Source organism: Campylobacter concisus (genome assembly GCF_002165785.1).
Taxonomy (GTDB): domain Bacteria; phylum Campylobacterota; class Campylobacteria; order Campylobacterales; family Campylobacteraceae; genus Campylobacter_A; species Campylobacter_A concisus_W.
The window spans coordinates 80,157-101,816 of sequence record NZ_NDYO01000013.1; the positions used below are offsets into that span (position 1 = coordinate 80,157).

Consider the following 21,660-nt stretch of genomic DNA (forward strand, 5'->3'; position numbering starts at 1 on the left):
TGCCATTTTTTGCTACAATCTGCGAAATTTTTAACGTTAAAAGGCTTAAAAATGAACAATACTTCAATCATAATTTTAGCGGCTGGTCTTGGCACCAGAATGAAATCAAAACGCCCAAAAGTCCTATTTGAGCTATGCGGCGAGCCAATGATCATTCACATCTTGAAGCAAGCTTATGCGATCACAAATGACGTTAGTGTCGTGCTTCACTACGAAAAAGAGTTAATTAGCAAAAAGATAAAAGAAATTTTTCCTCAAACTAAAATTTTTGAGCAAGATCATACAAATTACCCAGGCACTGCTGGAGCGATAAAAAGCGTAAATTTAAGCGGCGAAAAGGTGCTAGTAACTTGCGGCGACATGCCTCTTGTAAAATCAACCGACCTAATGCGTTTAGCAAATGCTGAAGCTGACGTGGTTATGAGCTCATTTGAAGCAGCAAATCCTTTTGGCTACGGCAGAGTCATCATAAAAAATGGCAAAGTTGAAGGCATCGTCGAACAAAAAGATGCTAGTGAAGCGCAGCTTGCCATAAAAAGCGTAAATGCTGGTTGCTACTGCTTTAAACGCGAAGCGCTAGAGCAAATTTTACCACTCATAAGCAATCAAAACGTGCAAAAAGAGTACTACCTAACAGATGCCATAAAAATAGCAAATGAAAAGGGTTTAAAGTGCGTTGCAGTGAATGTAAATGAGCAAAATTTCATGGGCATAAATGATAAATTTCAGCTTAGTATCGCTGAAAAAATAATGCAAGATGAGATCAAGCAAAATTTGATGAAAGCTGGCGTTTTGATGCGCATGCCTGAGAGCATTTTCATAGACAGCAGGGCCAAATTTGAAGGCGAGTGCGTGCTCGAAGAAAACGTAAGCATCCTTGGCGAGTGCGTCATCACAGAGAGCATCATTAAAAGCTCATCGGTGATCGAAAGCAGCAGCATCAAAAACTCAGACATTGGCCCACTAGCTCACATAAGGCCAAATTCTGAAATTTCAGACACTCATATTGGAAATTTTGTCGAGGTTAAAAAAGGCGTTCTTAGCGGCGTAAAAGCTGGGCATTTGAGCTATCTTGGCGACTGCGAGATAGAAAGTGGCACAAACATCGGATGTGGCACTATAACATGCAACTACGATGGCAAGGCTAAATACAAAACCAAAATCGGCAAAAACGTCTTTGTTGGCTCAGATACGCAGCTAGTTGCTCCTGTAAATATCGCTGATAACGTTATCATCGCAGCAGGAAGCACCATCACAAAAGACGTTGAAAGTGGTGCGCTAGCAATCAGCAGAGGTCGTCAAGAGAACAAAAGCGGATTTTTTGAGAAATTCTTTGGCAAAGACGATGTTAAAAAATAAGAAAATTTTACTTGCCGTTTGCGGTAGTATCGCCTTTTATAAAGCTTACGAGATTTTATCACTGCTCAAAAAGCAAGGCGCTGATGTTTACGTGGCTTTAAGTGACGGCGCACTTGATTTTTGCTCAGTAAGTGGCTTTGAAGCGTTAAGTGAGCATAAAATTTTAAGCTCACAAACGCAAAACTGGCAAGATGGCGTAAATCACATAGCCTACTCCAAAATGGATCTAGTGCTCATCGCGCCAGCCTCGGTAAATACAATAAACAAACTAACAGCTGGCATCTGCGATAATGTCTTTATGCAAACACTAATCGCCGCCTCGCATATGCCTTTAGTCATAGCCCCTGCTGCAAACAACAATATGATCGAGCACTTCGCGACACAAAATTCGCTTGAAATTTTAAAGAAAAACGGCGCTTTAGTGGTTGAGCCAGTTCTTAAAACTCTAGCTTGTGGTGATGTTGGCAAGGGCGGTCTTGCAAGCCCTGAAGTGATAGTAGAAACAGCAATAAAAAGGCTTAGCAAGACCATTTTTGCAGGCAAAAAAGTAGTGATCACTGGTGGCGCAACGATAGAAAAGATAGATGACGTTAGAGCCATTACAAATTTCTCAAGCGGTAAGATGGCGATGGCGATTGCAAGGGCTTTTTACTACGCTGGCGCTGATGTTACGCTACTTGCTAGCTTTGAAACCGCAAACGAGCCATTTGAGATTTTAAAATTTAGCTCAAGTAGCGAACTTTTAGAGCTTTGCAAGAGCGAGTGCGAGAGTACGAATTTGCTTGTAATGTGTGCTGCGGTAAGCGATTTTGTTCCGACAAAAATTGATGGCAAGATAAAAAAAGAGGACGTCGGCGAAATTTTAAGCTTAAGTCTAAAGAGAAATGTCGATATTTTGCAAAGCTTAAAAGAGTTTAAATGCAAAAAGATCGGCTTTAAGCTTGAAATCTCAAGCGAGAGCGCACACAAAAACGCTAGAGCAATGCTAGAGCAAAAGGGGCTTGACGCAGTTTGTCTAAATATCTTGGGTGAGAAAAATGGCTTTGCAAGCGAGCAAAATGAGGTAAATTTCATCACGAAAAATAGTGAAACTTTGCTGCCGCTTGCCGCAAAAGACGAGATCGCAAGACATATCGTGGAGCTAGCGGCAAATTTATGATAGAGAAAATTTCTCGCATTCAAAAAATAGCAAAAAATGCAAATTCGCCGTTAGTAGCTATAAATTCGTCACTTCCGCTTAGTATCTTAGTAAGCCAAAAGATCGGTTTTAACAGATACATTTTAAATTTCGCAAATAGAAATTTAAACACAAAAAGCGCAAAAGAGCTAAACGTGGGCTCTAGATACTGGGGCGAGGTGCAAAGTCAGGGCGAAAATATTGTCATAAAAAATTTATACGAAAAGCCAAGAATTTTAGATGAGGATGTCTTGGCTGATGGGCTAAATCTTATCGAAAATTTGATAGAAAATGAGAATTTATCGTGGTTTTATGACCATTTATTTAAAAGTTTAAGTGAAGCTAAGACAAAAGACGAGATGAAAGTGCTAGCAAAAATGCTCTTTGCTCTGCAAGAAAATGTCGTGCATATACCATTTATTTATAATGGCATAAACGGCGTTTTTCAGCTAAAAAAAGAGGAGAGTGATATGAAAATTTTTTTAATATTTTCAAATTTTGCTCCACTTATTTTTAAATTTAAAGATGAAGTTTTATACGAGATCGTGACTCCATTTAATAATGTAGCTAGCTTGTTAAAAAGTGAATTTAGCGCCAACATAACAGTGCAAAATGTAAGTGCTCTTTGGAGCAAAAAAGAACAAATTATTGATATAAAAGGCTAAAGATTGAATGAATTAAACCACCTTGCTATTATCATGGATGGAAATGGGCGCTGGGCTAAAAAACGTGGATTTTTACGGACAAACGGGCACGAAGCCGGAGCAAATGTAGTAAGCGATATGTGCGAATTTTGTATCGATAATGGCGTGAAAATTTTAAGTCTTTACGCATTTAGTACTGAAAACTGGAAAAGGCCACAAAAAGAGGTCGAGTTTTTGATGAATTTGCTTAAGAAATTTCTCATTTTAAAGCGTGCTGACTTTATAAAAAATGGGATCAAATTTAACACGATCGGCGACGTTTCACCATTTAGCGATGAGCTAAAAAACGAGATAGAAATCACCAAAAACGCTACACGAGAGAATAAAAATTTATTATTAAATTTAGCGATAAACTACGGCTCAAAAGATGAGATCATTAGAGCTGTGAGAAAGCTAAATTTAGAAGGCTGCGAGATAAACGAAGCAAGCCTAAATGCAGCACTTGATGAGAGTGAGCCGGTGGATCTTCTCATTAGGGCTGGTGGCGAGAGCAGGCTTTCAAATTTTATGCTTTGGCAAGCAAGCTACGCGGAGCTATTTTTTACGCCAACACTTTGGCCTGACTTTAGCAAGGATGAGCTTACAAGCATCGTTAGCAAATTTAAAAATATAGAGCGAAGATTTGGCGGAGTTTAGCGAGATAATGGATAATTTAGTCATCTTTTTTACCGTTTTTGCTTTTGTTTTGGGTATTTGCGTGGGCTCATTTTCAAATGTACTGATATATCGCTTGCCAAGAAATGAAAGTATAAATTTTCCAGCTTCTCATTGTCCAAACTGCGATCATAAGCTAAATTTTTATCACAATGTTCCAATTTTTTCGTGGCTATTTTTAGACGGCAAATGTGCTTTTTGTAAGCAAAAAATAAGCCTCATCTATCCAGTGATCGAACTAATTTCTGGGATACTTTTTTCGATCTGTTTTTTTAAAGAATGCAGCGAAATTTTAAGTGTAGAAACATTGCTTTACGCGCTATTTTTAGGGCTTTGCTTTATAATGCTGCTAGCTCTTAGCGTCATAGACATAAGATATAAAGCTGTGCCAGATCCACTTCTTTTTGCGGCGCTATTTTTCGCACTTATCTACGCTCTAATGCTTTTTGTATTTAAAGGAAATTTTGCCCAGATTTTAAATTTATTCCTTTTTGCACTTATCTTTTGGACGCTTAGACTTGTCGTAAGCTTTGCCATAAAAAAAGAAGCGATGGGTAGTGCAGATATCTTTATAGCAGCGATCATCGGAGCTATCTTGCCGGTCAAACTAGCTCTAGTGGCGATCTATCTTGCAGCACTTTTTACACTTCCAGTCTATGCGCTAGTTCGCAAAAAGAACTACGAGCTAGCCTTTGTACCATTTTTAAGTCTTGGCTTACTTATTACATACGCTTTTAAAGAGCAAATTTTAGAAATTTTAAGGTTTATTTATGAGTAGAGTGAATAGATATCTTTTGTTTAACTTCCTAGGGACTTTTGCGTCGCTATTTAGTACGCTTTTTTTGATCATGTCGATCGTATTTTTCATCCAGATCGCGCGCATCACTTCTTACATTGAGATCAGCTTTGGCGAGCTTTTTAAACTCTACTCATTTATGCTTCCACGCGTACTACTTTTTGTCGTGCCTATCGCATTTTTCGTCTCACTTGCGATGACGCTTTTTAGATTATCAAAAGAGAATGAAAGTATCGTTATCTTTACGCTTGGTGGCTCACCAAATAAGATTGCTAAATTTTTCTTAATATTTTCAGCATTTTTAAGCACCGCTCTACTTGTCATCGCTACCATAATGATACCAATAGCCGCACAGCTAAATGCAAATTTTATTGATTATAAAAAGACTGTCGCAAAGCTAAATTTAAAACCAACTCAGTTTGGACAAAAATTCTCTGACTGGATGGTCTATGTGGGTAGTGAAATGCAAGATAACAACGGCACTACCTATAAAGATATCGTGATGTTTAATCCTTACATTAAAGACTCCCAACGCTTAATCACTGCAAAAAATGCAAAGATCACTAATACAAATCAAAACATTGAGCTCTCTTTAGTAGATGGAAAAATGTATGACATAAAAGATGAAATTTATCATCAAAGCAACTTCAAATCTATGAAGATAAGGACTGCCCAAAGTGAAGAGATAAGCGATATAGGCAGCATCAAAGAGTACTGGGCTGAGGCAAATAGTAGTGAAAAAAGAAGAAAAGACCTTAGCACCTACGTCCTAGTGGCCCTCTTTCCGCTTGCAAGCACGCTCTTTGCGATCAGCCTTGGTATCGTCACGTATAGATACGAAAAGGGCATGGTCTATGTGGGCACCTTTGGCGTTTTGTTTGGGTATTTTACGCTCATAATGCTATTTTCATCAAAGCCAGCTTTTGCGATTCCGCTAATATTTTTCGTCTTTTTATTGGCAGGAATTTTGCTTTTTAAAGCTAAGATCATGCGAAGATACTAATGAAAATCCAACTAATTTATAGCTACGATGGCTCCAAATTTCAAGGCTCGCAAACTCAGCCACATGAAAATGGCGTAGAAGATGAGCTTTCGCGTGCTCTAGCTCACGTTGGAATATTTGAAAAAATAGTCTCTAGCTCACGTACAGATAAAAAAGTTCATGCGATTAATCAAAGCTCAAGCGTAATTTGTGGCGATCATTTTAGAAATTTAGAGCACTTAAAAGAGCTAATCAACCGCCATGCCCACCCAAATATTCATATAAAACGTATAAATTTAGTTGATGAAAATTTTCAAGTAAGATTTGACGCCGTAGCAAGGTCTTATAGATACATTATAGATCATGGAGAATTTGATGTTTTTAGCTCAAATTATAAAGTCTTTTTGCCAAAATTTGATATCAAAAAAGCAAATGAAATTTTATCTAACTTTGTTGGTGAGCATGATTTTAGCTCCTATATGAAAACAGGAAGTGACACAAAAAGCCCAGTACGAGAAATTTTTAAGGCATTTTGCTATGAATACAAAAACCAAACTATCATAGTTTTTAAAGCGAATGGCTTTTTACGCGCTCAAGTACGGCTTATGGTTGCAAATCTACTTAAAGCCTTGAGTATAAAAAATAGTGGTGAGCTCATCAATGCTTCGCTTAATGGACACCTTGCCTTAACTCGTATCCCAGCTCCAGCTGAGGGACTTTATCTAAATAGAGTTTTTTATAAATTTAACTAGGCATTTAGAATATTTGATAGTAAGCTTACTTAAAATATTAAATAGAGAATCCTAACCCTCCTTCAAATTTTTAACGCAGTAAATGATAAAGAAAAACTTTTTAAAATTCACTCTGACTCACCTAAAGCCTGCCCACTTGGTAGCAAGATCGAGGGACTTTTAACTGGTCACTTCCTAAAAGCACAAGAAGCTTTAGAGGATAGTTTAAGAAGCATTACTTTACAAGACCTATTAGATGAGCTTATTAATTTATAAAATTTAAAAAGTAGGTAAACTAAGTTATAGAATTTAAAAAGTAGGCTGATATATAAAAAACCAATCTATTTTATTTATTAGGAACGCTATGCGCTCCTAACTATTTTTATATATCTTTATGTAAGAATTTTTATAAATTTCTAGCTTTTTATTACTCTTTACTCTTCTCTTTTTTAGCTTTACTCTTTTTCTCTGTTTTATCTTTTAGCTTTTCTTTCTTATCTTTTATCTCTTTTATACTATTATCTTTAGCGCTATCTTTTTTCTCTTTTACTTCATCACTCTTTTTACTTGCTTTTTCTTTTATCTCATCTTTTTTAGATTTTATTTTTGATTTTGTGTCATCTATCTTTGTAGTGCCTGATACTGATATATCTGATTTTAAATTTTCAAATGTCTTATCACCTATACCATTTACATTTTTTATATCTTCTATTGAGTTAAATTTATTTGCTTTTCTATACTCTATTATTGCATCTGCCTTTGAAGATCCTATACCATCTAAACTCATTAACTCTTCTTTTGTAGCTGTGTTTAAATTTATGGCTGCTAGTAATGTAGAAGCTGCTACTAATAGTGAGAATACAATCTTTTTCATTTTTGTCCTTTTTGGGTAAATTTGGGTTTGGAGTCTATCATATTTGGTGTTTTTAGTCAACACTCGCATAAAAGCATAAACTAAAAGATATTTATAAATGTAAAGATAAAAAGTCTAATTATTTAAAAATATAAATAAATATAAGATTTGATATTTTGTTATAAATTAAGAAATAATATTAAAGGAAGATTGTTTAGATAAAGAAGATTAAAAATTAACAAAGCCCGCAACGACCTACTTTTCCAACATCCCAGTAAGGGAGAGTATCATCAGCCAGGACGAGCTTAGCTTCTTGGTTCGAGATGGAGCAAGGCGTTTCCTCGTCTGTATAGTCACGGGCAGTGTTAAATAAAAGATACATTAGATAAATCTCTTATTTAACACTACTTGATAAAGTTAAAAGTCATAAACAAAGTTTTATAAAAACATATCTTATTAAGTTTTTATCCTTAACAAGGAAGTGATGCTTATTAAAAGATAAGCAGACGAGCTATTAGTACTGGTCAGCTAAAGGACTTTCATCCATTACACACCCAGCCTATCAAACACATAGTCTATATGAGCTCTTAAAAGAAGATTCATCTTGGAGTTGGCTTCCTGCTTAGATGCTTTCAGCAGTTATCACATCCCAACATAGCTACCGAGCGGTGCTCTTGGCAGAACAACTCGTACACCAGTGGTTGGTTCGACCCGGTCCTCTCGTACTAGGGTCAACTCTCCTCAATCTTCTTGCGCCCACGGCAGATAGGGACCGAACTGTCTCACGACGTTCTGAACCCAGCTCGCGTACCGCTTTAAATGGCGAACAGCCATACCCTTGGGACCTGCTCCAGCCCCAGGATGCGATGAGCCGACATCGAGGTGCCAAACCTCCCCGTCGATGTGAGCTCTTGGGGGAGATCAGCCTGTTATCCCCGGGGTACCTTTTATCCTTTGAGCGATGGCCCTTCCACACAGAACCACCGGATCACTAAGACCGACTTTCGTCTCTGCTTGACGTGTATGTCTCGCAGTTAAGCTGGCTTATGCCTTTATACTCTACGAACGATTTCCAACCGTTCTGAGCCAACCTTTGTAAGCCTCCGTTACATTTTGGGAGGCGACCGCCCCAGTCAAACTACCCACCAGACATTGTCCTACTTGAGGATAACTCAAGCTAGTTAGCTATCAGAATAAAAAAGAGTGGTATCTCAACAACGGCTCACCATAAACTGGCGTCTATGGATCAAAGCCTCCCACCTATCCTGCACATTTTTATCCCAATAGCAGTGTCAAGCTGTAGTAAAGGTCCACGGGGTCTTTCCGTCTTGCCGCGGGTAGGAGGAATTTTCACCTCCACTACAATTTCACTGGATCCCTCTTCGAGACAGCTCCCATCTCGTTACGCCATTCATGCAGGTCGATATTTAATCGACAAGGAATTTCGCTACCTTAGGACCGTTATAGTTACGGCCGCCGTTTACTCGGGCTTCGATCAAACGCTTCGCAGAGCTAACGTCATCAATTAACCTTCGAGCACCGGGCAGGCGTCACACCCTATACATCCTCTTACGAGTTAGCAGAGTGCTGTGTTTTTGGTAAACAGTCGGGAGGGACTCTTTGTTGTAACCTTCAATGCTTACGGAGTAAATCCTTCACAAAGTTAGGCACACCTTATACCGAAGATACGGTGCTATTTTGCAGAGTTCCTTGAAGAGAGTTCTTCCACGCGCCTTAGAATACTCATCCCACCCACCTGTGTCGGTTTACGGTACGGGCAACTATAACTAAACTTAGAAACTTTTCTTGGCTCGACAGTATCGGCAATTCGCTATCCATTCCGAAGAACTTCAAACGCCTGTGGGGTCTCGGCTTAAAAAGATCCGGATTTGCCTGGATCTTAACCTACACCTTTCGACTAGCACTACCATCCGCTAGCTTGCTTAACTCTAAGCGTCCTTCCATCGCACATTATAGTTGGCATTGGAATATTAACCAATTTTCCATCGCATACCCCTTTCGGACTTTGCTTAGGACCCGGCTAACCCTACGATGACGAGCATCGCGTAGGAAACCTTGGGTTTACGGCGTTGGGGATTCTCACCCCAATTATCGCTACTCATGCCTGCATGCTCACTTGTATTCGCTCCAGCACTCCTTACCGGTATACCTTCAACGCAAATACAACGCTCTCCTACCACTTAGTAAAACTAAGTCTAAAGCTTCGGTACTCATTTTAGCCCCGTTATATTTTCCGCGCAGAATCACTAGACCAGTGAGCTATTACGCTTTCTTTAAAGGATGGCTGCTTCTAAGCCAACCTCCTGGTTGTTTAAGTAACTCCACATCGTTTTCCACTTAAATGAGATTTAGGGACCTTAGCTGTTAGTCTGGGTTGTTCCCCTCTCGACGACGGATTTTATCACTCGCCGCCTGACTGCCATGATTACACACTAGGTATTCGGAGTTTGATAGGGTTTGGTACATTGGTGTATGCCCTAGCCCATTCAGTGCTCTACCCCCTAGTGTTACTACATGACGCTATACCTAAATATATTTCGGAGAGAACCAGCTATCACGATGTTTGATTGGCCTTTCACCCCTATCCACAAGTCATCCCATAGCTTTTCAACGCTAGCGGGTTCGGTCCTCCACCGGCTCTTACACCGGTTTCAACCTGCTCATGGATAGATCACATCGTTTCGGGTCTGCAACGTCTGACTAAACGCCCTATTAAGACTCGCTTTCGCTACGGCTCCGGGTTTCCTTAACCTTGCCAGACATCACAACTCGCAGGCTCATTATGCAAAAGGCAGTCCATCACCCTGATAAATCATAGGGCTCTGAATGATTGTAAGCAAATGGTTTCAGGTTCTATTTCACTCTGATCACCTCAGTTCTTTTCACCTTTCCCTCACGGTACTTGTGCACTATCGGTCTAGTAGTAGTATTTAGGGTTGGATAGTGGTCTACCCAGCTTCAGACAGAATATCACGTGTTCCGCCCTACTCAGGATACTGCCAAGTAAAACAAAGCTTTCATATACGGGAGTATCACCCTCTATGCTTAATCTTTCCAAATTATTCTATTAGCTAAGTTTAGTCTATATTGCAGTCCTACAACCCCGTTAGTAAACTAACGGTTTGCCCTCTTACGCGTTCGCTCGCCGCTACTAGCGTAATCTCTTTTGATTTCTTTTCCTGAGGGTACTAAGATGTTTCAATTCCCCTCGTTCGCTCCATATTAGGTAGTTAAGCTCGCGCTTAACTGGGTTGCCCCATTCAGAAATTCCCGGATCAAAGCCCCTTGACGGCTCCCCGAGACTTATCGCAGCCTGGCACGTCTTTCATCGCCTCTACTAGCCAAGGCATCCACCACTTGCTCTTTGTAGCTTACCTTTTCTATATTAGATTATTCTAATTCGCATCACTTCCTTGTTAAAGATAACTTTATGTTACTATATTTAAATTCTAGCCCTCAAGACGGAAAGCATTGACTACTATTTAGATAAGTTTTAAATCCTAAATAGATTGTGATGTCAAACTTTTGCATTAAATGCAAAGAGAATAGAAATTTAAATCTTTAACAAGTCCTGTAAAATTGTTTTTAAAACTTGCTTGTGACTATTAACAATATTAATTAAAAGAACATTTAGACAAAAGTCTAATTAGAAAGTTTAATTTTTAAGCTCTCTAATTAGACTTAATATAGTTAAACTATTTTATGGTGGAGAATAGCGGGATCGAACCGCTGACCTCCTGCGTGCAAAGCAGGCGCTCTCCCAGCTGAGCTAATTCCCCAATTAAATTCTCTGGTGGGCCTAACAAGACTTGAACTTGTGACCTCACCCTTATCAGGGGTGCACTCTAACCAGCTGAGCTATAGGCCCCTATAGGTCTATCAATCTTTCAAAACTAAACAAGGATGATTGAGAATATCTTTCTTATAGATATCTTGTGAGAGAATATCTATATGTACTCTAGAAAGGAGGTGATCCAACCGCAGGTTCTCCTACGGTTACCTTGTTACGACTTCACCCCAGTCGCTGATTCCACTGTGGACGGTAACTAATTTAGTATTCCGGCTTCGAGTGAAATCAACTCCCATGGTGTGACGGGCGGTGAGTACAAGACCCGGGAACGTATTCACCGTAGCATGGCTGATCTACGATTACTAGCGATTCCGGCTTCATGGAGTCGAGTTGCAGACTCCAATCCGAACTGGGACATATTTTATAGATTTGCTCCATCTCGCGATATTGCTTCTCATTGTATATGCCATTGTAGCACGTGTGTCGCCCCGGACATAAGGGCCATGATGACTTGACGTCGTCCACACCTTCCTCCTCCTTACGAAGGCAGTCTCATTAGAGTGCTCAGCCGAACTGTTAGCAACTAATGACGTGGGTTGCGCTCGTTGCGGGACTTAACCCAACATCTCACGACACGAGCTGACGACAGCCGTGCAGCACCTGTCTTAACATTTCTGCAAGCAGACACTCTTCTATCTCTAGATGATTTGTTAGATATCAAGTCCGGGTAAGGTTCTTCGCGTATCTTCGAATTAAACCACATGCTCCACCGCTTGTGCGGGTCCCCGTCTATTCCTTTGAGTTTTAATCTTGCGACCGTACTCCCCAGGCGGTATACTTAATCCGTTAGGTGCATTACTGCCAAGACTAGCTTAGCAACAACTAGTATACATCGTTTAGGGCGTGGACTACCAGGGTATCTAATCCTGTTTGCTCCCCACGCTTTCACGCATTAGCGTCAGTTGAGTTCCAGCAGATCGCCTTCGCAATGGGTATTCCTGGTGATCTCTACGGATTTTACCCCTACACCACCAATTCCATCTGCCTCTCCCTCACTCTAGATTATCAGTTTCCCAAGCAGTTCTATGGTTAAGCCATAGGATTTCACAAGAGACTTGATAATCCGCCTACGCGTCCTTTACGCCCAGTGATTCCGAGTAACGCTTGCACCCTCCGTATTACCGCGGCTGCTGGCACGGAGTTAGCCGGTGCTTATTCGTTAGGTACCGTCATTATTCTTCCCTAACAAAAGGAGTTTACGCTCCGAAAAGTGTCATCCTCCACGCGGCGTTGCTGCTTCAGGGTTTCCCCCATTGAGCAATATTCCCTACTGCTGCCTCCCGTAGGAGTCTGGACCGTGTCTCAGTTCCAGTGTGACTGATCATCCTCTCAGACCAGTTATGCGTCATAGCCTTGGTGAGCCATTACCTCACCAACTAGCTGATACAATATAGCCTCATCCTACACCGAAAAACTTTCCCTATCTAACTTATGTAAGACAGGAGTATAGAGTATTAGCAGCCGTTTCCAACTGTTGTCCTCTAGTGTAGGGCAGATTAGCTATACATTACTCACCCGTGCGCCACTAACTCATAAGAGCAAGCTCTTACTTGTCCGTTCGACTTGCATGTATTAGGCACGCCGCCAGCGTTCACTCTGAGCCAGGATCAAACTCTCCATATTAATTACCTATCAAAATTTATTTGATAGGATTTTATTATGAAGTTTTTAATCAAAAAACTTTTAGTTTTATTTATTAGTTTGTCTAATCTATTATAAATTATAAAATAATAGACTGGCTCAATCGATCACTTGTTTAGATTTCAAAGATTGACTAATAGTTTAACAATTGTAAGTTAAAAGAACTTTCTGCTCTACATTTTGCAAAACAGAAAGTGAAGTATATAGAAGTGATGCTTAAATGCAGATAAAAATCAGGCTAATTTTTTAAAAACCCATAAAGAAATTTTGAAGTCCAACTTTTCCATTAAATATAATATCTTTTTTGTTTGGATCATATTTAAATTCACTTATTACTTTTTTGTCCTCTTCTTTAAAATATCCAGCAGATATCAAAGTAGGCTCAACAAAAGCTACTTCTGGCACTAGTGTATCAAAAAAATTCGTCAGACTTTCATCGACACTTATTTTTCCACTAAGAGATAATTTATCAAAAATTTCTGACTGATTTGTTCCCTTTTTAAAGCCATTTACTGCTGCATCCAAATTTAGCTTTAAAGTCTTATCTCCTTTTTTAAAGCTTAATGTATCTATTTTTATACTTGGATTCTTTTCTAAGATTTGATCTATTATCTCATCAAAATTTAATCCAGCTAAAACATTATAATTTTCTTCATTATTTAAATTATTAAGCTTGTCTAATACATTATTTAATGCAGGCACATTGATATTTGCGATTTTGCTATCAAAGACAAAATCTGTATATTTTACTTTATCAACTGCTACTATACCTATTTTTATAACATCGTCTGATCTTCCAAGATCATTTGAGATTTCAAATTTTGAGTCATACTTAAAGTCATCTATCAAAATATTACTTACATCATTAGATGCGAAAGACACCCTTTTAAATTTAACTTTTGCTAAATAAGGCACAAGCTGACTCTCTAAAATTTTTGAAATCTTAACTGGCTCTTTATAGCTTGAGTCGATATAAAATCCTTCGATATTTAGATCAACTTTGTTGTACTCACTAAAATCTTTCAAAACAATCTTATCTGCTTCAACCTTTAAGCTGTTTATACTATCTTTTGAATCAAGCGTCATACCAATCTTTATATCTTTTGTATTAACGGCGGTTTTTTGCTTATCATTAAATTCAATATTGCTAAATTTAATATCCACATCTTTATCGCCAGTTAGGCTAACTTTTGTTTTAGTTGTTGCAATGACATTTGAACCCATGAATGTTGCGATAATATTTTTAATCATATCGTTTTGGATAGAAATTTTTGAGTCTATTTCAAAGCCATCTATAAAAGCAAGCACTGTATGAGAAATTTCATTTTCTACTTTAAAAACCAAATCCTCATTTACATTTTTACCAAATATATTTTCCAAAAGATCTTTTGAAACACTAAAATCAAATGATCCTTTTGAGCCAAAAAAACCTTTTTTGTAATTGTTATTAGAAATTTTAAAGCCCTTAATATTGTTTAGATCATTCACTATCCTTTGATAGTTTTTCTCCACCTCATTTGAAGCAAAATAAACCGCTCCAATGGCTACCACGATAACTACGATTAAAGCAGATATCACCTTTTTCATACTTTTCTCCTTTTTGTAATATGTTGTAAAAAAAACCAAATTCCAAGCAACAAACAAACCATGGCAATAGGCATAATATATCCATGCTCGCCAAGATAGTCGCTTGCACCTACAAAATAATCACCCGCTTTAAAGCTGGCAAATCCGATAATGATCGCCCAAAGCACTGACGAGATCAAATTTATAATGCTAAATTTATAAAATGAATACTTCGTAAGTCCAAGTGCGATAGGAACCAAAGTTTTGACGCCGTAGATAAATTTCTTGATAAATATTATCTTATCGCCGTGTTTTTTAGCCAAAATTCCTGCATAAGCAAGCTTTCTTTTATGATTTTTGATATAAGGTATAAGTGAGTTTTTATTAAATCTTGCGACATAAAAAATTAGTGTGTCACCGATTGTATTTGCTACAGCAGCGACAATTATACTAAGAGTGATATCCATCTTGCCAGCAAAACTTAAAATTCCAGCGGCGATTAATGCAACCATGCCACCACCAAGACTATAAAAAAACAATACAATATAGCCGTATGTTGAAACTGAGTTTATGATATCTTGCATTAATCTCCTAAAAGTTTAGATGCGGAGGCTATTAGCTGTTCATAGGCATAGCCACTTTGCTTTAAAATTTCTTCTCTTGCACTGATGACTGCTCCACCAAAGCTAGCTCCCGCAAAGAAACCATCATTTGCGGCATATGCGTAAATATCACTTGAAAATTTAAAATCGCTTACTTTACTGTAATTGCGTCCAATGTCACCAAAAGCTACTGAAAGCTTTGTATCAAGCGTGATCTTGGCATCTTTAATATCGTGGATAATGCTATCTTTAAATATAAAAAGTACAAGTGAACTATCTTCATAACCAAGCTGTATACCGATACTGCCGCCACTTATGCTAACTGGTAAAATTTCACTTGGCGAGTTAATATTGCCAACAACCATGATGCCATCTCCGCCCATGCCACCAACTACAAAACCGACCTTTTTAACACTTGGAAAGATGATCGTCGCTTTTGACTGCTCGATTAGCTCTTTTATAGGAGCGTTTCTAGCGCCTCTCATCGTTGTTATAAACGAGTTTGCCGAGTCCAGCACGAGCTCCTCGCTGGCAAAGCCAAGTGAGAAAAATAATAAAATTGAAAAAAGAAATTTCATATTTTGCCGTTATTTTGCAAAATCAACAGCACGAGTCTCTCTGATGACGCTTACTTTTATCTCACCAGGATACTGCACCTTGCTCTCGATCTCTTGAGCTATCTCTTTTGCTACAAGCACTGCCTCGTCGTCGTTTATGAGTTTAGCATTTGCGATGACACGAATTTCACGGCCTGCATTTATCGCATAAGCTTGTTTGATGCCATCTTTACTTTTTGCGATGTTTTCGATCTCTTCGACACGCTTTAAGAAACTCTCAAGCACCTCACGCCTTGCACCTGGACGAGCTGCACTTAGTGCGTCAGCTGCGCAGACAGCCGCACTTTCTATACTTGTTGCCTCTTCGTGGCCGTGGTGAGCGTAGATGGCGTTAATGACAACTGGATGCTCTTTGTAGCGTTTGCAAATTTCAGCTCCAAGATCAACGTGGCTGCCCTCATACTCGTGAGTTAGCGCTTTACCGATATCGTGAAGTATGCCAGCTCTTTTTGCAAGTTTCTCATCTCCGCCACACTCAGCTGCAATAATACCAGCAAGGTGAGCCACTTCAAGGCTGTGTGCAAGAGCATTTTGTCCGTAGCTTGCTCTAAATTTAAGCTTGCCTATTAGTTTTACGATCTCTGGATGAATTTTATTTAGACCAAGATCCATGACGATATTTTCGCCCTCTTCTTGTATGCTTTGCTCAAATTCTTCAGTCACTTTTTTGTGAAGGTCTTCTATCCTTGCTGGCTGGATTCTGCCATCCTCTACTAAAAGTTCGATCACTCTTGTTGCGATCGCACGTCTGTAAAGATTGAAGCTGCTTAGTATGATCGCGTGAGGCGTGTCGTCGATGATGATATCAACGCCAAGCACCATTTCAAGGGTCTTGATGTTACGTCCTTCTTTGCCAATGATCCTACCTTTTAGCTCATCGTTTTTAATATTTACGACATTTATCAGACGCTCAGCCGCAAATTCTCCAGCAAATCTTGACGTAGCTTGCGCCAGGATGTAATTAACCCTCTTTTTGGCTTCTCTTTTTGCTTCTTCTTCATACTTTCTAACGATATGAGCGATATCTGCACGAGATTTTTCCTCTACTTTTTTTAGCACAACTTCTCTAGCCTCTTCTTCTGTTAAGCCAGCTGCGTGCTCAAGTACCCTAATAGCCTCTTCTACTTTATTTTGATAAGTAGCCTTTAAATTTAACCCCTCTTCGTAAGTGGTCTTTGCGTCTTGCTTATCCTTCTCAAAAAGCTCCTTGCTTTCATTCAAAAGCTCTTGCTCATTTAGCAAAATTTTCTCTTTTTTGGTTAGTTCATCAAATTTATTTGCATACTCTTTTTGAAGCTTTGTAGTCTTATCGTCGTATCTCTTCTTTGCTTCAAATTCAGCCTCTTGGACTGAAATTTTAGAATTTTTAAGCGTTAGCTCGGCTTCGTATTCTATTGCTTTTGCTTTTGCTTTTGCTTGTTCTAAGAATATGTTGTAGTTTGCATCATTTATCTTTTTGGCGTATAGATACCCTGCTCCAACGCCCGCCACACCGGCTCCTAAGCCTATTAAAACCTCTATCATTTATTCCTCTTTTTATATAATTTTTATTTGGGGTTATATAAAAGTCTGCTACCGCGTCTTGTGCATTTGAAAGCACATCTTTGGTGTAAAAGTCTTTTATTTCAAGAAAAACTATCCGTTTTGGCTTAATGAGCAAAGAGTCAAAAAATCTATCATAAAATCCTTTTCCGTGCCCTATCCTAGCCATAGCTCCATCAACCCCAATCGCTGGAACTACTGCCATATCAAGTCTAACATTATCCATTTTTTTGCCAGATGGCTGTCTGACGTTAAATTTATAAGTTATAAATGGCAGTCGCAATCTTACCATCTTTAAGCTAAGACCTACCATAAAAGGGGCAAAAATTTCACATTTATGTGATAAATTTCGCCTTATTTTAAGCACATCAACTTCGTAGTTAAGTGGCAAATAAAATAATACTTTCTTGGAATTTGTAAAATTTATCAAATTTAAAAGAGTTTTTGTGGCTTTATAATGTGAGCATTTGGCCTTAAATTTAGTAAGTTGTATCAAATTTGCTCTTGCATTTTTTCTAAATTCATTTTTTTCTAAATTAACGCTCATTTTATGCTCTTTCTTGTATAATCCTGAAATCTTATTCAAAAGGAAATTTATGACATTAAAACGAGCAATTATAACATCACTTTGCATTTTTGCATTTTTTGGATGCGGCGACGAGAACAAGCAAAAAAACGAGCAAAATACAAGCGAACAAACGCAGGGCAAAATTTTAGATAAAAATGCTAGCAAAGATGAAAATTTAAGCAAAGACTCACTCACTCCAAAAATGAGTGAAAGTGCCCAAGATAGCGAGATAAAAGAGATAAATCTAAAGCTACTAAATGGTACAACTATGCAGATTACAAAAAGAAGTAATGGCTTTGACGTAAAAGATGGTAAAAAAGCAACTCTTTACGTATTTTTCGCCACTTGGTGCCCTCCTTGCAAGGCTGAGATCCCTCACCTAAACAACCTAAGCGAGAAATTTAAAAACGAGCTAGATATCGTTGGTGTGCTACTTGAAGACAAAAGTGAAGATGAAGTAAAAGATTTTGCTCAAAAATATAAAATAAAATATGAAGTCGCAGTTGGCGAAGGAAATTTTTTATTTGAAAAAGCGATGGGCGGCATAAAAGGCTTGCCTGCGTCAGCACTTTTTAAAGCAAATGGCGACTACGTTCAAGGCTACATCGGTCTTGTGCCTGAAGAAATGCTTGAAAATGATATAAATAGGGCTACAAAATAATGCTTGAATTTTTAAAAAAAGGCTTTGAAAAGACCTTTGGAGCGATCAACTCAGCTAAAAAGTCAAAAAAAATAAATAAAGATAGTTTAGAAGAAATTTTACTAGAAGCTGATGTTGCATACGAGATCGTGGAAGAAATTTTATACTACTTACCACCACAAGATGAAGTTGACAGAGCTGATCTAAGACGTGTTATGAGTAGCTATTTTATCTACGAAAACAAGCGTGTGATTGAGCCCGATAAGCCATTTGTCGATCTCATTCTTGGTGTAAATGGCGCTGGTAAGACGACAACGATCGCAAAGCTTGCAAATTTATATAAAAATAATGGCAAAAGCGTCATTTTAGGCGCTTGTGATACATTTAGAGCTGGAGCGATCGAGCAGCTGCGCCAGTGGTCAATTAGGCTAAATGTGCCAATAGTCGCAACACAGCAAGGTCACGACCCTTCGGCTGTTGCTTACGATACGATTAGCTCAGCTCTTGCAAAAGGTATCGACCGTGTGATCTTAGACACAGCCGGCAGACTTCAAAACCAGACAAATTTGGCAAACGAGCTAGAAAAGATCGTTCGAATTAGCAAAAAAGCCTACGAAAAGGCACCACACCGTAAAATTTTGATTCTTGACGGAACGCAAGGTAACGCCGGAGTTGCGCAAGCAAAGGCGTTTAACGAGATCGTCTCGCTTGATGGTGTCATCATCACAAAGCTTGATGGCACCGCAAAGGGTGGAGCACTATTTGGCGTGGCAAGAGAGCTTGAGCTACCTATATTTTATATAGGTGTCGGCGAAAGTATGGATGATATCATCAAATTTAACCCAGATGAGTTTTTAGACGAGCTGATGGACGCCATTTTTGAGTAGAGTGAAAATTCTAAGCAAAATTTGTTTTTTCGCCACTCTTTTGGCGATTGATTTTCTTGCATTTACTCCAAAAAGTCCTGTGATCATCGAAAACTCGTGGGACAAAGCAAACCATTTTTTAGCTTTTTGCGTCCTATACATCCTGCTCTATCTTGGCTATGAGTTTAAAATTTTTAAAAATTTAGCCCTGCTTTTAGCCTTTGGTGTGCAAATAGAACTCGTTCAAGCATTTTTTACCAAACAGGAGCTTTAGCTTGCTTGACATCGTGGCTGACATGATCGGAGCAGCTTTTGGAGTGATAGTAGTTGAAATTTTAAAAAGGATAATTTATGGCAAAAGCAAAGCCAGTTTTTGAGTGTCAAGCCTGCGGAAATCAGCAGAGCAAATGGCTAGGCAAATGCCCACAATGTGGGGCTTGGGATAGCTTTATCGAGCTTAGCCAGCAAGAGATAAAGATAAGCAAAGAGATAGCAAAAAGCACCGGAGTAGCCAGCAAAGCTATAAGCATAGACGAAGTTGAAATTCAAAATTTCACGAAATTTAGCACCAAAGATAGCGAGCTAGACCTCGTTCTTGGTGGTGGCGTTGTCGAAGGCTCACTTGTTTTAATAGGTGGCAGCCCGGGCATTGGCAAATCGACATTGCTTTTAAAAATAGGCTCAAATTTAGCAAAAGATGGCAAAAAAACGCTCTATGTAAGCGGCGAAGAGAGCCAAAGCCAGATAAAAATGAGAGCTGATAGGCTAAATGCGGTGGATAAAAATTTATACCTGCTAACTGAAATTTGCCTAGAAGATATCCTGCTAGAAGTGCAAAAGAGCGACTACAAGGTGCTTGTAATTGACTCCATACAAACACTTTATAGCCAAAATATAAGCTCCGCTCCAGGCTCGATCACGCAGGTTCGCGAGATCACATTTGAGCTGATGAGACTTGCAAAGAGTCAAAATATCTGCGTTTTTATCATAGGTCACATCACCAAAGAGGGTTCGATCGCAGGGCCCAGAGTGCTTGAACATATGGTCGATGTGGTGCTTTATTTTGAGGGTGATGCGAGCAGAGAGCTGAGGATTTTGCGTGGGTTTAAAAACCGCTTTGGCTCGACAAGTGAGGTTGGCATATTTGAGATGAGCCAGCACGGACTAGTGAGCGCAAACGAGGTCTCAAGTAAATTTTTCACACGTGGTGGGGCGATGAGTGGCAGTGCGATAACTATTATAATGGAAGGTTCAAGAGCACTTAGCATCGAAATTCAGGCTCTTGTTTGCGAAAGTGCCTATCCAAAAAGAAGCTCGACTGGCTTTGAGAGAAACCGCCTAGATATGTTGCTCGCACTTCTTGAGCGAAAGCTAGAGATCCCACTTGGGCACTACGACGTTTTCATAAACGTTTCAGGTGGCGTTAAGATAAGCGAAACTGCGGCCGATCTAGCCGTCATTGCAGCGATAATCAGTAGCTTCAAGAACCGCCCTATTAGCAAGGATAGCGTATTTATCGGTGAGCTAAGCCTAAACGGCGAAATAAGAGAAATTTTCAACCTCGATCAGCGCCTAAAAGAGGCAAAAACGCAGAAATTTAAAAATGCGATCATCCCAAACAAACCGCTTGAAGCGCAAGGATTAAAATGCTTTTACGCAAAAGATATCACGCAAGTGCTTGAGTGGATGTAAATTTATCTTGCCAGCGATTTAACATCAATACTTTGCTGGCTAGGCCATGTTTTTTGAAATCTATCTTTTGTATAAGTCTGAGAACATCTATGCTTTTTCTTTGAAATTTAAATTATAAAAATTCCATTCTTTGCTTATAAAATACCTATGCCCTCTTATCCACTTTAAGCTTTGCCACTTTTTCTAAAATTTCAAACATACTCTTGCCACTATCAAATTCACTCTTTATAAATTTATAAAGCTCTTTAAATCTCTCATCGGCTTCAAGCTTATAGGTGTGAGATTTTTTAGTAACTTGTATAGGTGTAAATTTCTTCTCTTTAGCGTTGTCTTCTTTTTCAAGATTATCTATATTCTGAATACCTTTTTCGTTTAGCTCTTTTAGTATATTGACAGCATTTTTAGCATCTTCACTAGACAAAGTTAGATTAAAACGCTCTTTTAACGCATATTTAGCCCACTCCTCTTTAAACTCATCAACGCTCATATCGCTATCAAGCAGATCAACAGTCCTTGAGTTTTGCATAAATAGCAAATCGCTATCGCCACGATATTCATTTAAAAATTCATTTACGGTATATGGGGTATCTCTTAAAATTTTTGGCTTATCATTGTCTGGTTTTGCTTGCTGACCTTGTATATACTCTACAAACAAACCCTTGCTTTCATTTATGAAATTTTTAAGATCTGATAGCTGCTCGCTTGTAAAATCAGGATCATAGCCTCTAAGCTTTCCTATGATAGTGACTTTTGCTTCATCGCCTTTTGTAAAGCCAGATAGTGGATATATGTGTCTATC

The 21,660-nt window shown here is 38.8% G+C and carries 18 protein-coding genes, 2 tRNA genes, 3 rRNA genes and 1 pseudogene; 12 read left to right on the plus strand and 12 right to left on the minus strand.

Annotated features, from left to right (window positions below; translation table 11 throughout):
- The first annotated feature begins 51 nt into the window (after positions 1-51).
- From glmU to B9N62_RS10670, 8 genes are all read left to right on the plus strand, one after another.
- A complete protein-coding gene (glmU, locus tag B9N62_RS09800; RefSeq protein WP_087585333.1) occupies positions 52-1,359 on the plus strand; it encodes a bifunctional UDP-N-acetylglucosamine diphosphorylase/glucosamine-1-phosphate N-acetyltransferase GlmU in 1,308 nt (435 codons plus the stop codon).
- Complete coding sequence (coaBC, locus tag B9N62_RS09805; protein WP_087585334.1) at positions 1,346-2,518, plus strand: bifunctional phosphopantothenoylcysteine decarboxylase/phosphopantothenate--cysteine ligase CoaBC; 1,173 nt, start codon at positions 1,346-1,348, stop codon at positions 2,516-2,518. Before glmU ends, coaBC begins: the two co-directional genes overlap by 14 nt.
- Positions 2,515-3,201, plus strand: coding sequence for a hypothetical protein (locus B9N62_RS09810; RefSeq protein ID WP_087585335.1), 687 nt, complete (start codon positions 2,515-2,517; stop codon positions 3,199-3,201). Before coaBC ends, B9N62_RS09810 begins: the two co-directional genes overlap by 4 nt.
- A gap of 3 nt (positions 3,202-3,204) precedes the next feature.
- A complete protein-coding gene (gene uppS, locus B9N62_RS09815; RefSeq protein ID WP_087585336.1) occupies positions 3,205-3,876 on the plus strand; it encodes a polyprenyl diphosphate synthase in 672 nt (223 codons plus the stop codon).
- 7 nt (positions 3,877-3,883) lie between these two features.
- Positions 3,884-4,672 (plus strand): prepilin peptidase, encoded by a 789-nt coding sequence (locus B9N62_RS09820; protein ID WP_087585349.1) that lies wholly within the window; start codon positions 3,884-3,886, stop codon positions 4,670-4,672.
- Complete coding sequence (locus B9N62_RS09825) at positions 4,665-5,693, plus strand: LptF/LptG family permease (RefSeq protein WP_087585337.1); 1,029 nt, start codon at positions 4,665-4,667, stop codon at positions 5,691-5,693. The genes B9N62_RS09820 and B9N62_RS09825 overlap by 8 nt, the downstream gene beginning before the upstream one ends.
- Positions 5,693-6,424 carry a tRNA pseudouridine(38-40) synthase TruA gene (gene truA / locus B9N62_RS09830; protein ID WP_087585338.1) on the plus strand — a complete coding sequence of 244 codons (732 nt, stop codon included), beginning with the start codon at positions 5,693-5,695 and terminating at the stop codon, positions 6,422-6,424. The genes B9N62_RS09825 and truA overlap by 1 nt, the downstream gene beginning before the upstream one ends.
- A gap of 66 nt (positions 6,425-6,490) precedes the next feature.
- Entirely contained in the window at positions 6,491-6,679 is a 189-nt protein-coding gene (locus tag B9N62_RS10670; protein WP_257640246.1) for an Rrf2 family transcriptional regulator, read from the plus strand.
- A 151-nt stretch (positions 6,680-6,830) separates the two neighbouring features.
- On the opposite strand, the gene B9N62_RS11065 is transcribed toward B9N62_RS10670, so the two are convergent.
- From B9N62_RS11065 to B9N62_RS09890, 11 genes are all read right to left on the minus strand, one after another.
- On the minus strand, positions 6,831-7,277 hold the full coding sequence (locus B9N62_RS11065) for a ComEA family DNA-binding protein (RefSeq protein WP_087585339.1): 447 nt from the start codon (positions 7,275-7,277) through the stop codon (positions 6,831-6,833).
- Positions 7,278-7,498: 221 nt separating this feature from the next.
- Positions 7,499-7,617 (minus strand): 5S ribosomal RNA (gene rrf, locus B9N62_RS09845).
- Between the two features lie 133 nt (positions 7,618-7,750).
- Positions 7,751-10,654 (minus strand): 23S ribosomal RNA (locus B9N62_RS09850).
- A 326-nt stretch (positions 10,655-10,980) separates the two neighbouring features.
- A tRNA-Ala gene (locus tag B9N62_RS09855) sits at positions 10,981-11,056 on the minus strand.
- A gap of 12 nt (positions 11,057-11,068) precedes the next feature.
- A tRNA-Ile gene (locus B9N62_RS09860) sits at positions 11,069-11,145 on the minus strand.
- 94 nt (positions 11,146-11,239) lie between these two features.
- A 16S ribosomal RNA gene (locus B9N62_RS09865) occupies positions 11,240-12,750 on the minus strand.
- Together the 16S, 23S and 5S rRNA genes with 2 tRNA genes alongside form the textbook arrangement of a ribosomal RNA operon.
- Positions 12,751-13,014: 264 nt before the next feature.
- The gene (locus B9N62_RS09870) at positions 13,015-14,355 is read right to left on the minus strand and encodes a DUF945 family protein (protein ID WP_087585340.1); all 1,341 of its coding nucleotides are present in this window, start codon (positions 14,353-14,355) and stop codon (positions 13,015-13,017) included.
- Positions 14,352-14,918, minus strand: coding sequence for a DedA family protein (locus tag B9N62_RS09875; protein WP_087585341.1), 567 nt, complete (start codon positions 14,916-14,918; stop codon positions 14,352-14,354). The genes B9N62_RS09870 and B9N62_RS09875 overlap by 4 nt, the downstream gene beginning before the upstream one ends.
- A complete protein-coding gene (locus B9N62_RS09880) occupies positions 14,918-15,514 on the minus strand; it encodes a lipid-binding SYLF domain-containing protein (protein ID WP_054196777.1) in 597 nt (198 codons plus the stop codon). Before B9N62_RS09880 ends, B9N62_RS09875 begins: the two co-directional genes overlap by 1 nt.
- 9 nt (positions 15,515-15,523) lie before the next feature.
- Entirely contained in the window at positions 15,524-17,077 is a 1,554-nt protein-coding gene (gene rny / locus B9N62_RS09885) for a ribonuclease Y (protein WP_087585342.1), read from the minus strand.
- Positions 16,998-17,642 carry a 5-formyltetrahydrofolate cyclo-ligase gene (locus B9N62_RS09890; protein WP_087585343.1) on the minus strand — a complete coding sequence of 215 codons (645 nt, stop codon included), beginning with the start codon at positions 17,640-17,642 and terminating at the stop codon, positions 16,998-17,000. Before B9N62_RS09890 ends, rny begins: the two co-directional genes overlap by 80 nt.
- A 49-nt stretch (positions 17,643-17,691) precedes the next feature.
- Here B9N62_RS09890 and B9N62_RS09895 point away from each other — a divergent pair, with 49 nt between their 5' ends.
- The 4 genes from B9N62_RS09895 (at position 17,692) to radA (ending at position 20,861) form a co-directional block, all read left to right on the plus strand.
- Positions 17,692-18,324 carry a TlpA family protein disulfide reductase gene (locus B9N62_RS09895; protein WP_087585344.1) on the plus strand — a complete coding sequence of 211 codons (633 nt, stop codon included), beginning with the start codon at positions 17,692-17,694 and terminating at the stop codon, positions 18,322-18,324.
- Positions 18,324-19,190, plus strand: a complete 867-nt coding sequence (ftsY, locus tag B9N62_RS09900) for a signal recognition particle-docking protein FtsY (protein WP_087585345.1) — start codon at positions 18,324-18,326, stop codon at positions 19,188-19,190. The genes B9N62_RS09895 and ftsY overlap by 1 nt, the downstream gene beginning before the upstream one ends.
- Positions 19,183-19,443 carry a VanZ family protein gene (locus tag B9N62_RS09905; RefSeq protein WP_257640245.1) on the plus strand — a complete coding sequence of 87 codons (261 nt, stop codon included), beginning with the start codon at positions 19,183-19,185 and terminating at the stop codon, positions 19,441-19,443. The genes ftsY and B9N62_RS09905 overlap by 8 nt, the downstream gene beginning before the upstream one ends.
- A 77-nt stretch (positions 19,444-19,520) precedes the next feature.
- On the plus strand, positions 19,521-20,861 hold the full coding sequence (gene radA / locus B9N62_RS09910) for a DNA repair protein RadA (RefSeq protein WP_087585346.1): 1,341 nt from the start codon (positions 19,521-19,523) through the stop codon (positions 20,859-20,861).
- Between the two features lie 145 nt (positions 20,862-21,006).
- Here the strand turns inward: radA and B9N62_RS10890 are convergent.
- Positions 21,007-21,660 (minus strand): annotated as a pseudogene (locus B9N62_RS10890) (hypothetical protein); the annotation flags it as partial.

Bases quoted from the DNA above. Each gene is read 5' to 3' on its own strand.
- glmU (WP_087585333.1), top strand. From the start codon at position 52: ATGAACAATACTTCAATCATAATTTTAGCGGCTGGTCTTGGCACCAGA.
- coaBC (WP_087585334.1), top strand. From the start codon at position 1,346: ATGTTAAAAAATAAGAAAATTTTACTTGCCGTTTGCGGTAGTATCGCC.
- B9N62_RS09810 (WP_087585335.1), top strand. From the start codon at position 2,515: ATGATAGAGAAAATTTCTCGCATTCAAAAAATAGCAAAAAATGCAAAT.
- B9N62_RS09820 (WP_087585349.1), top strand. From the start codon at position 3,884: ATGGATAATTTAGTCATCTTTTTTACCGTTTTTGCTTTTGTTTTGGGT.
- B9N62_RS09825 (WP_087585337.1), top strand. From the start codon at position 4,665: ATGAGTAGAGTGAATAGATATCTTTTGTTTAACTTCCTAGGGACTTTT.
- truA (WP_087585338.1), top strand. From the start codon at position 5,693: ATGAAAATCCAACTAATTTATAGCTACGATGGCTCCAAATTTCAAGGC.
- B9N62_RS11065 (WP_087585339.1), bottom strand. From the start codon at position 7,277: ATGAAAAAGATTGTATTCTCACTATTAGTAGCAGCTTCTACATTACTA.
- B9N62_RS09870 (WP_087585340.1), bottom strand. From the start codon at position 14,355: ATGAAAAAGGTGATATCTGCTTTAATCGTAGTTATCGTGGTAGCCATT.
- B9N62_RS09875 (WP_087585341.1), bottom strand. From the start codon at position 14,918: ATGCAAGATATCATAAACTCAGTTTCAACATACGGCTATATTGTATTG.
- B9N62_RS09880 (WP_054196777.1), bottom strand. From the start codon at position 15,514: ATGAAATTTCTTTTTTCAATTTTATTATTTTTCTCACTTGGCTTTGCC.
- rny (WP_087585342.1), bottom strand. From the start codon at position 17,077: ATGATAGAGGTTTTAATAGGCTTAGGAGCCGGTGTGGCGGGCGTTGGA.
- B9N62_RS09890 (WP_087585343.1), bottom strand. From the start codon at position 17,642: ATGAGCGTTAATTTAGAAAAAAATGAATTTAGAAAAAATGCAAGAGCA.
- B9N62_RS09895 (WP_087585344.1), top strand. From the start codon at position 17,692: ATGACATTAAAACGAGCAATTATAACATCACTTTGCATTTTTGCATTT.
- ftsY (WP_087585345.1), top strand. From the start codon at position 18,324: ATGCTTGAATTTTTAAAAAAAGGCTTTGAAAAGACCTTTGGAGCGATC.
- radA (WP_087585346.1), top strand. From the start codon at position 19,521: ATGGCAAAAGCAAAGCCAGTTTTTGAGTGTCAAGCCTGCGGAAATCAG.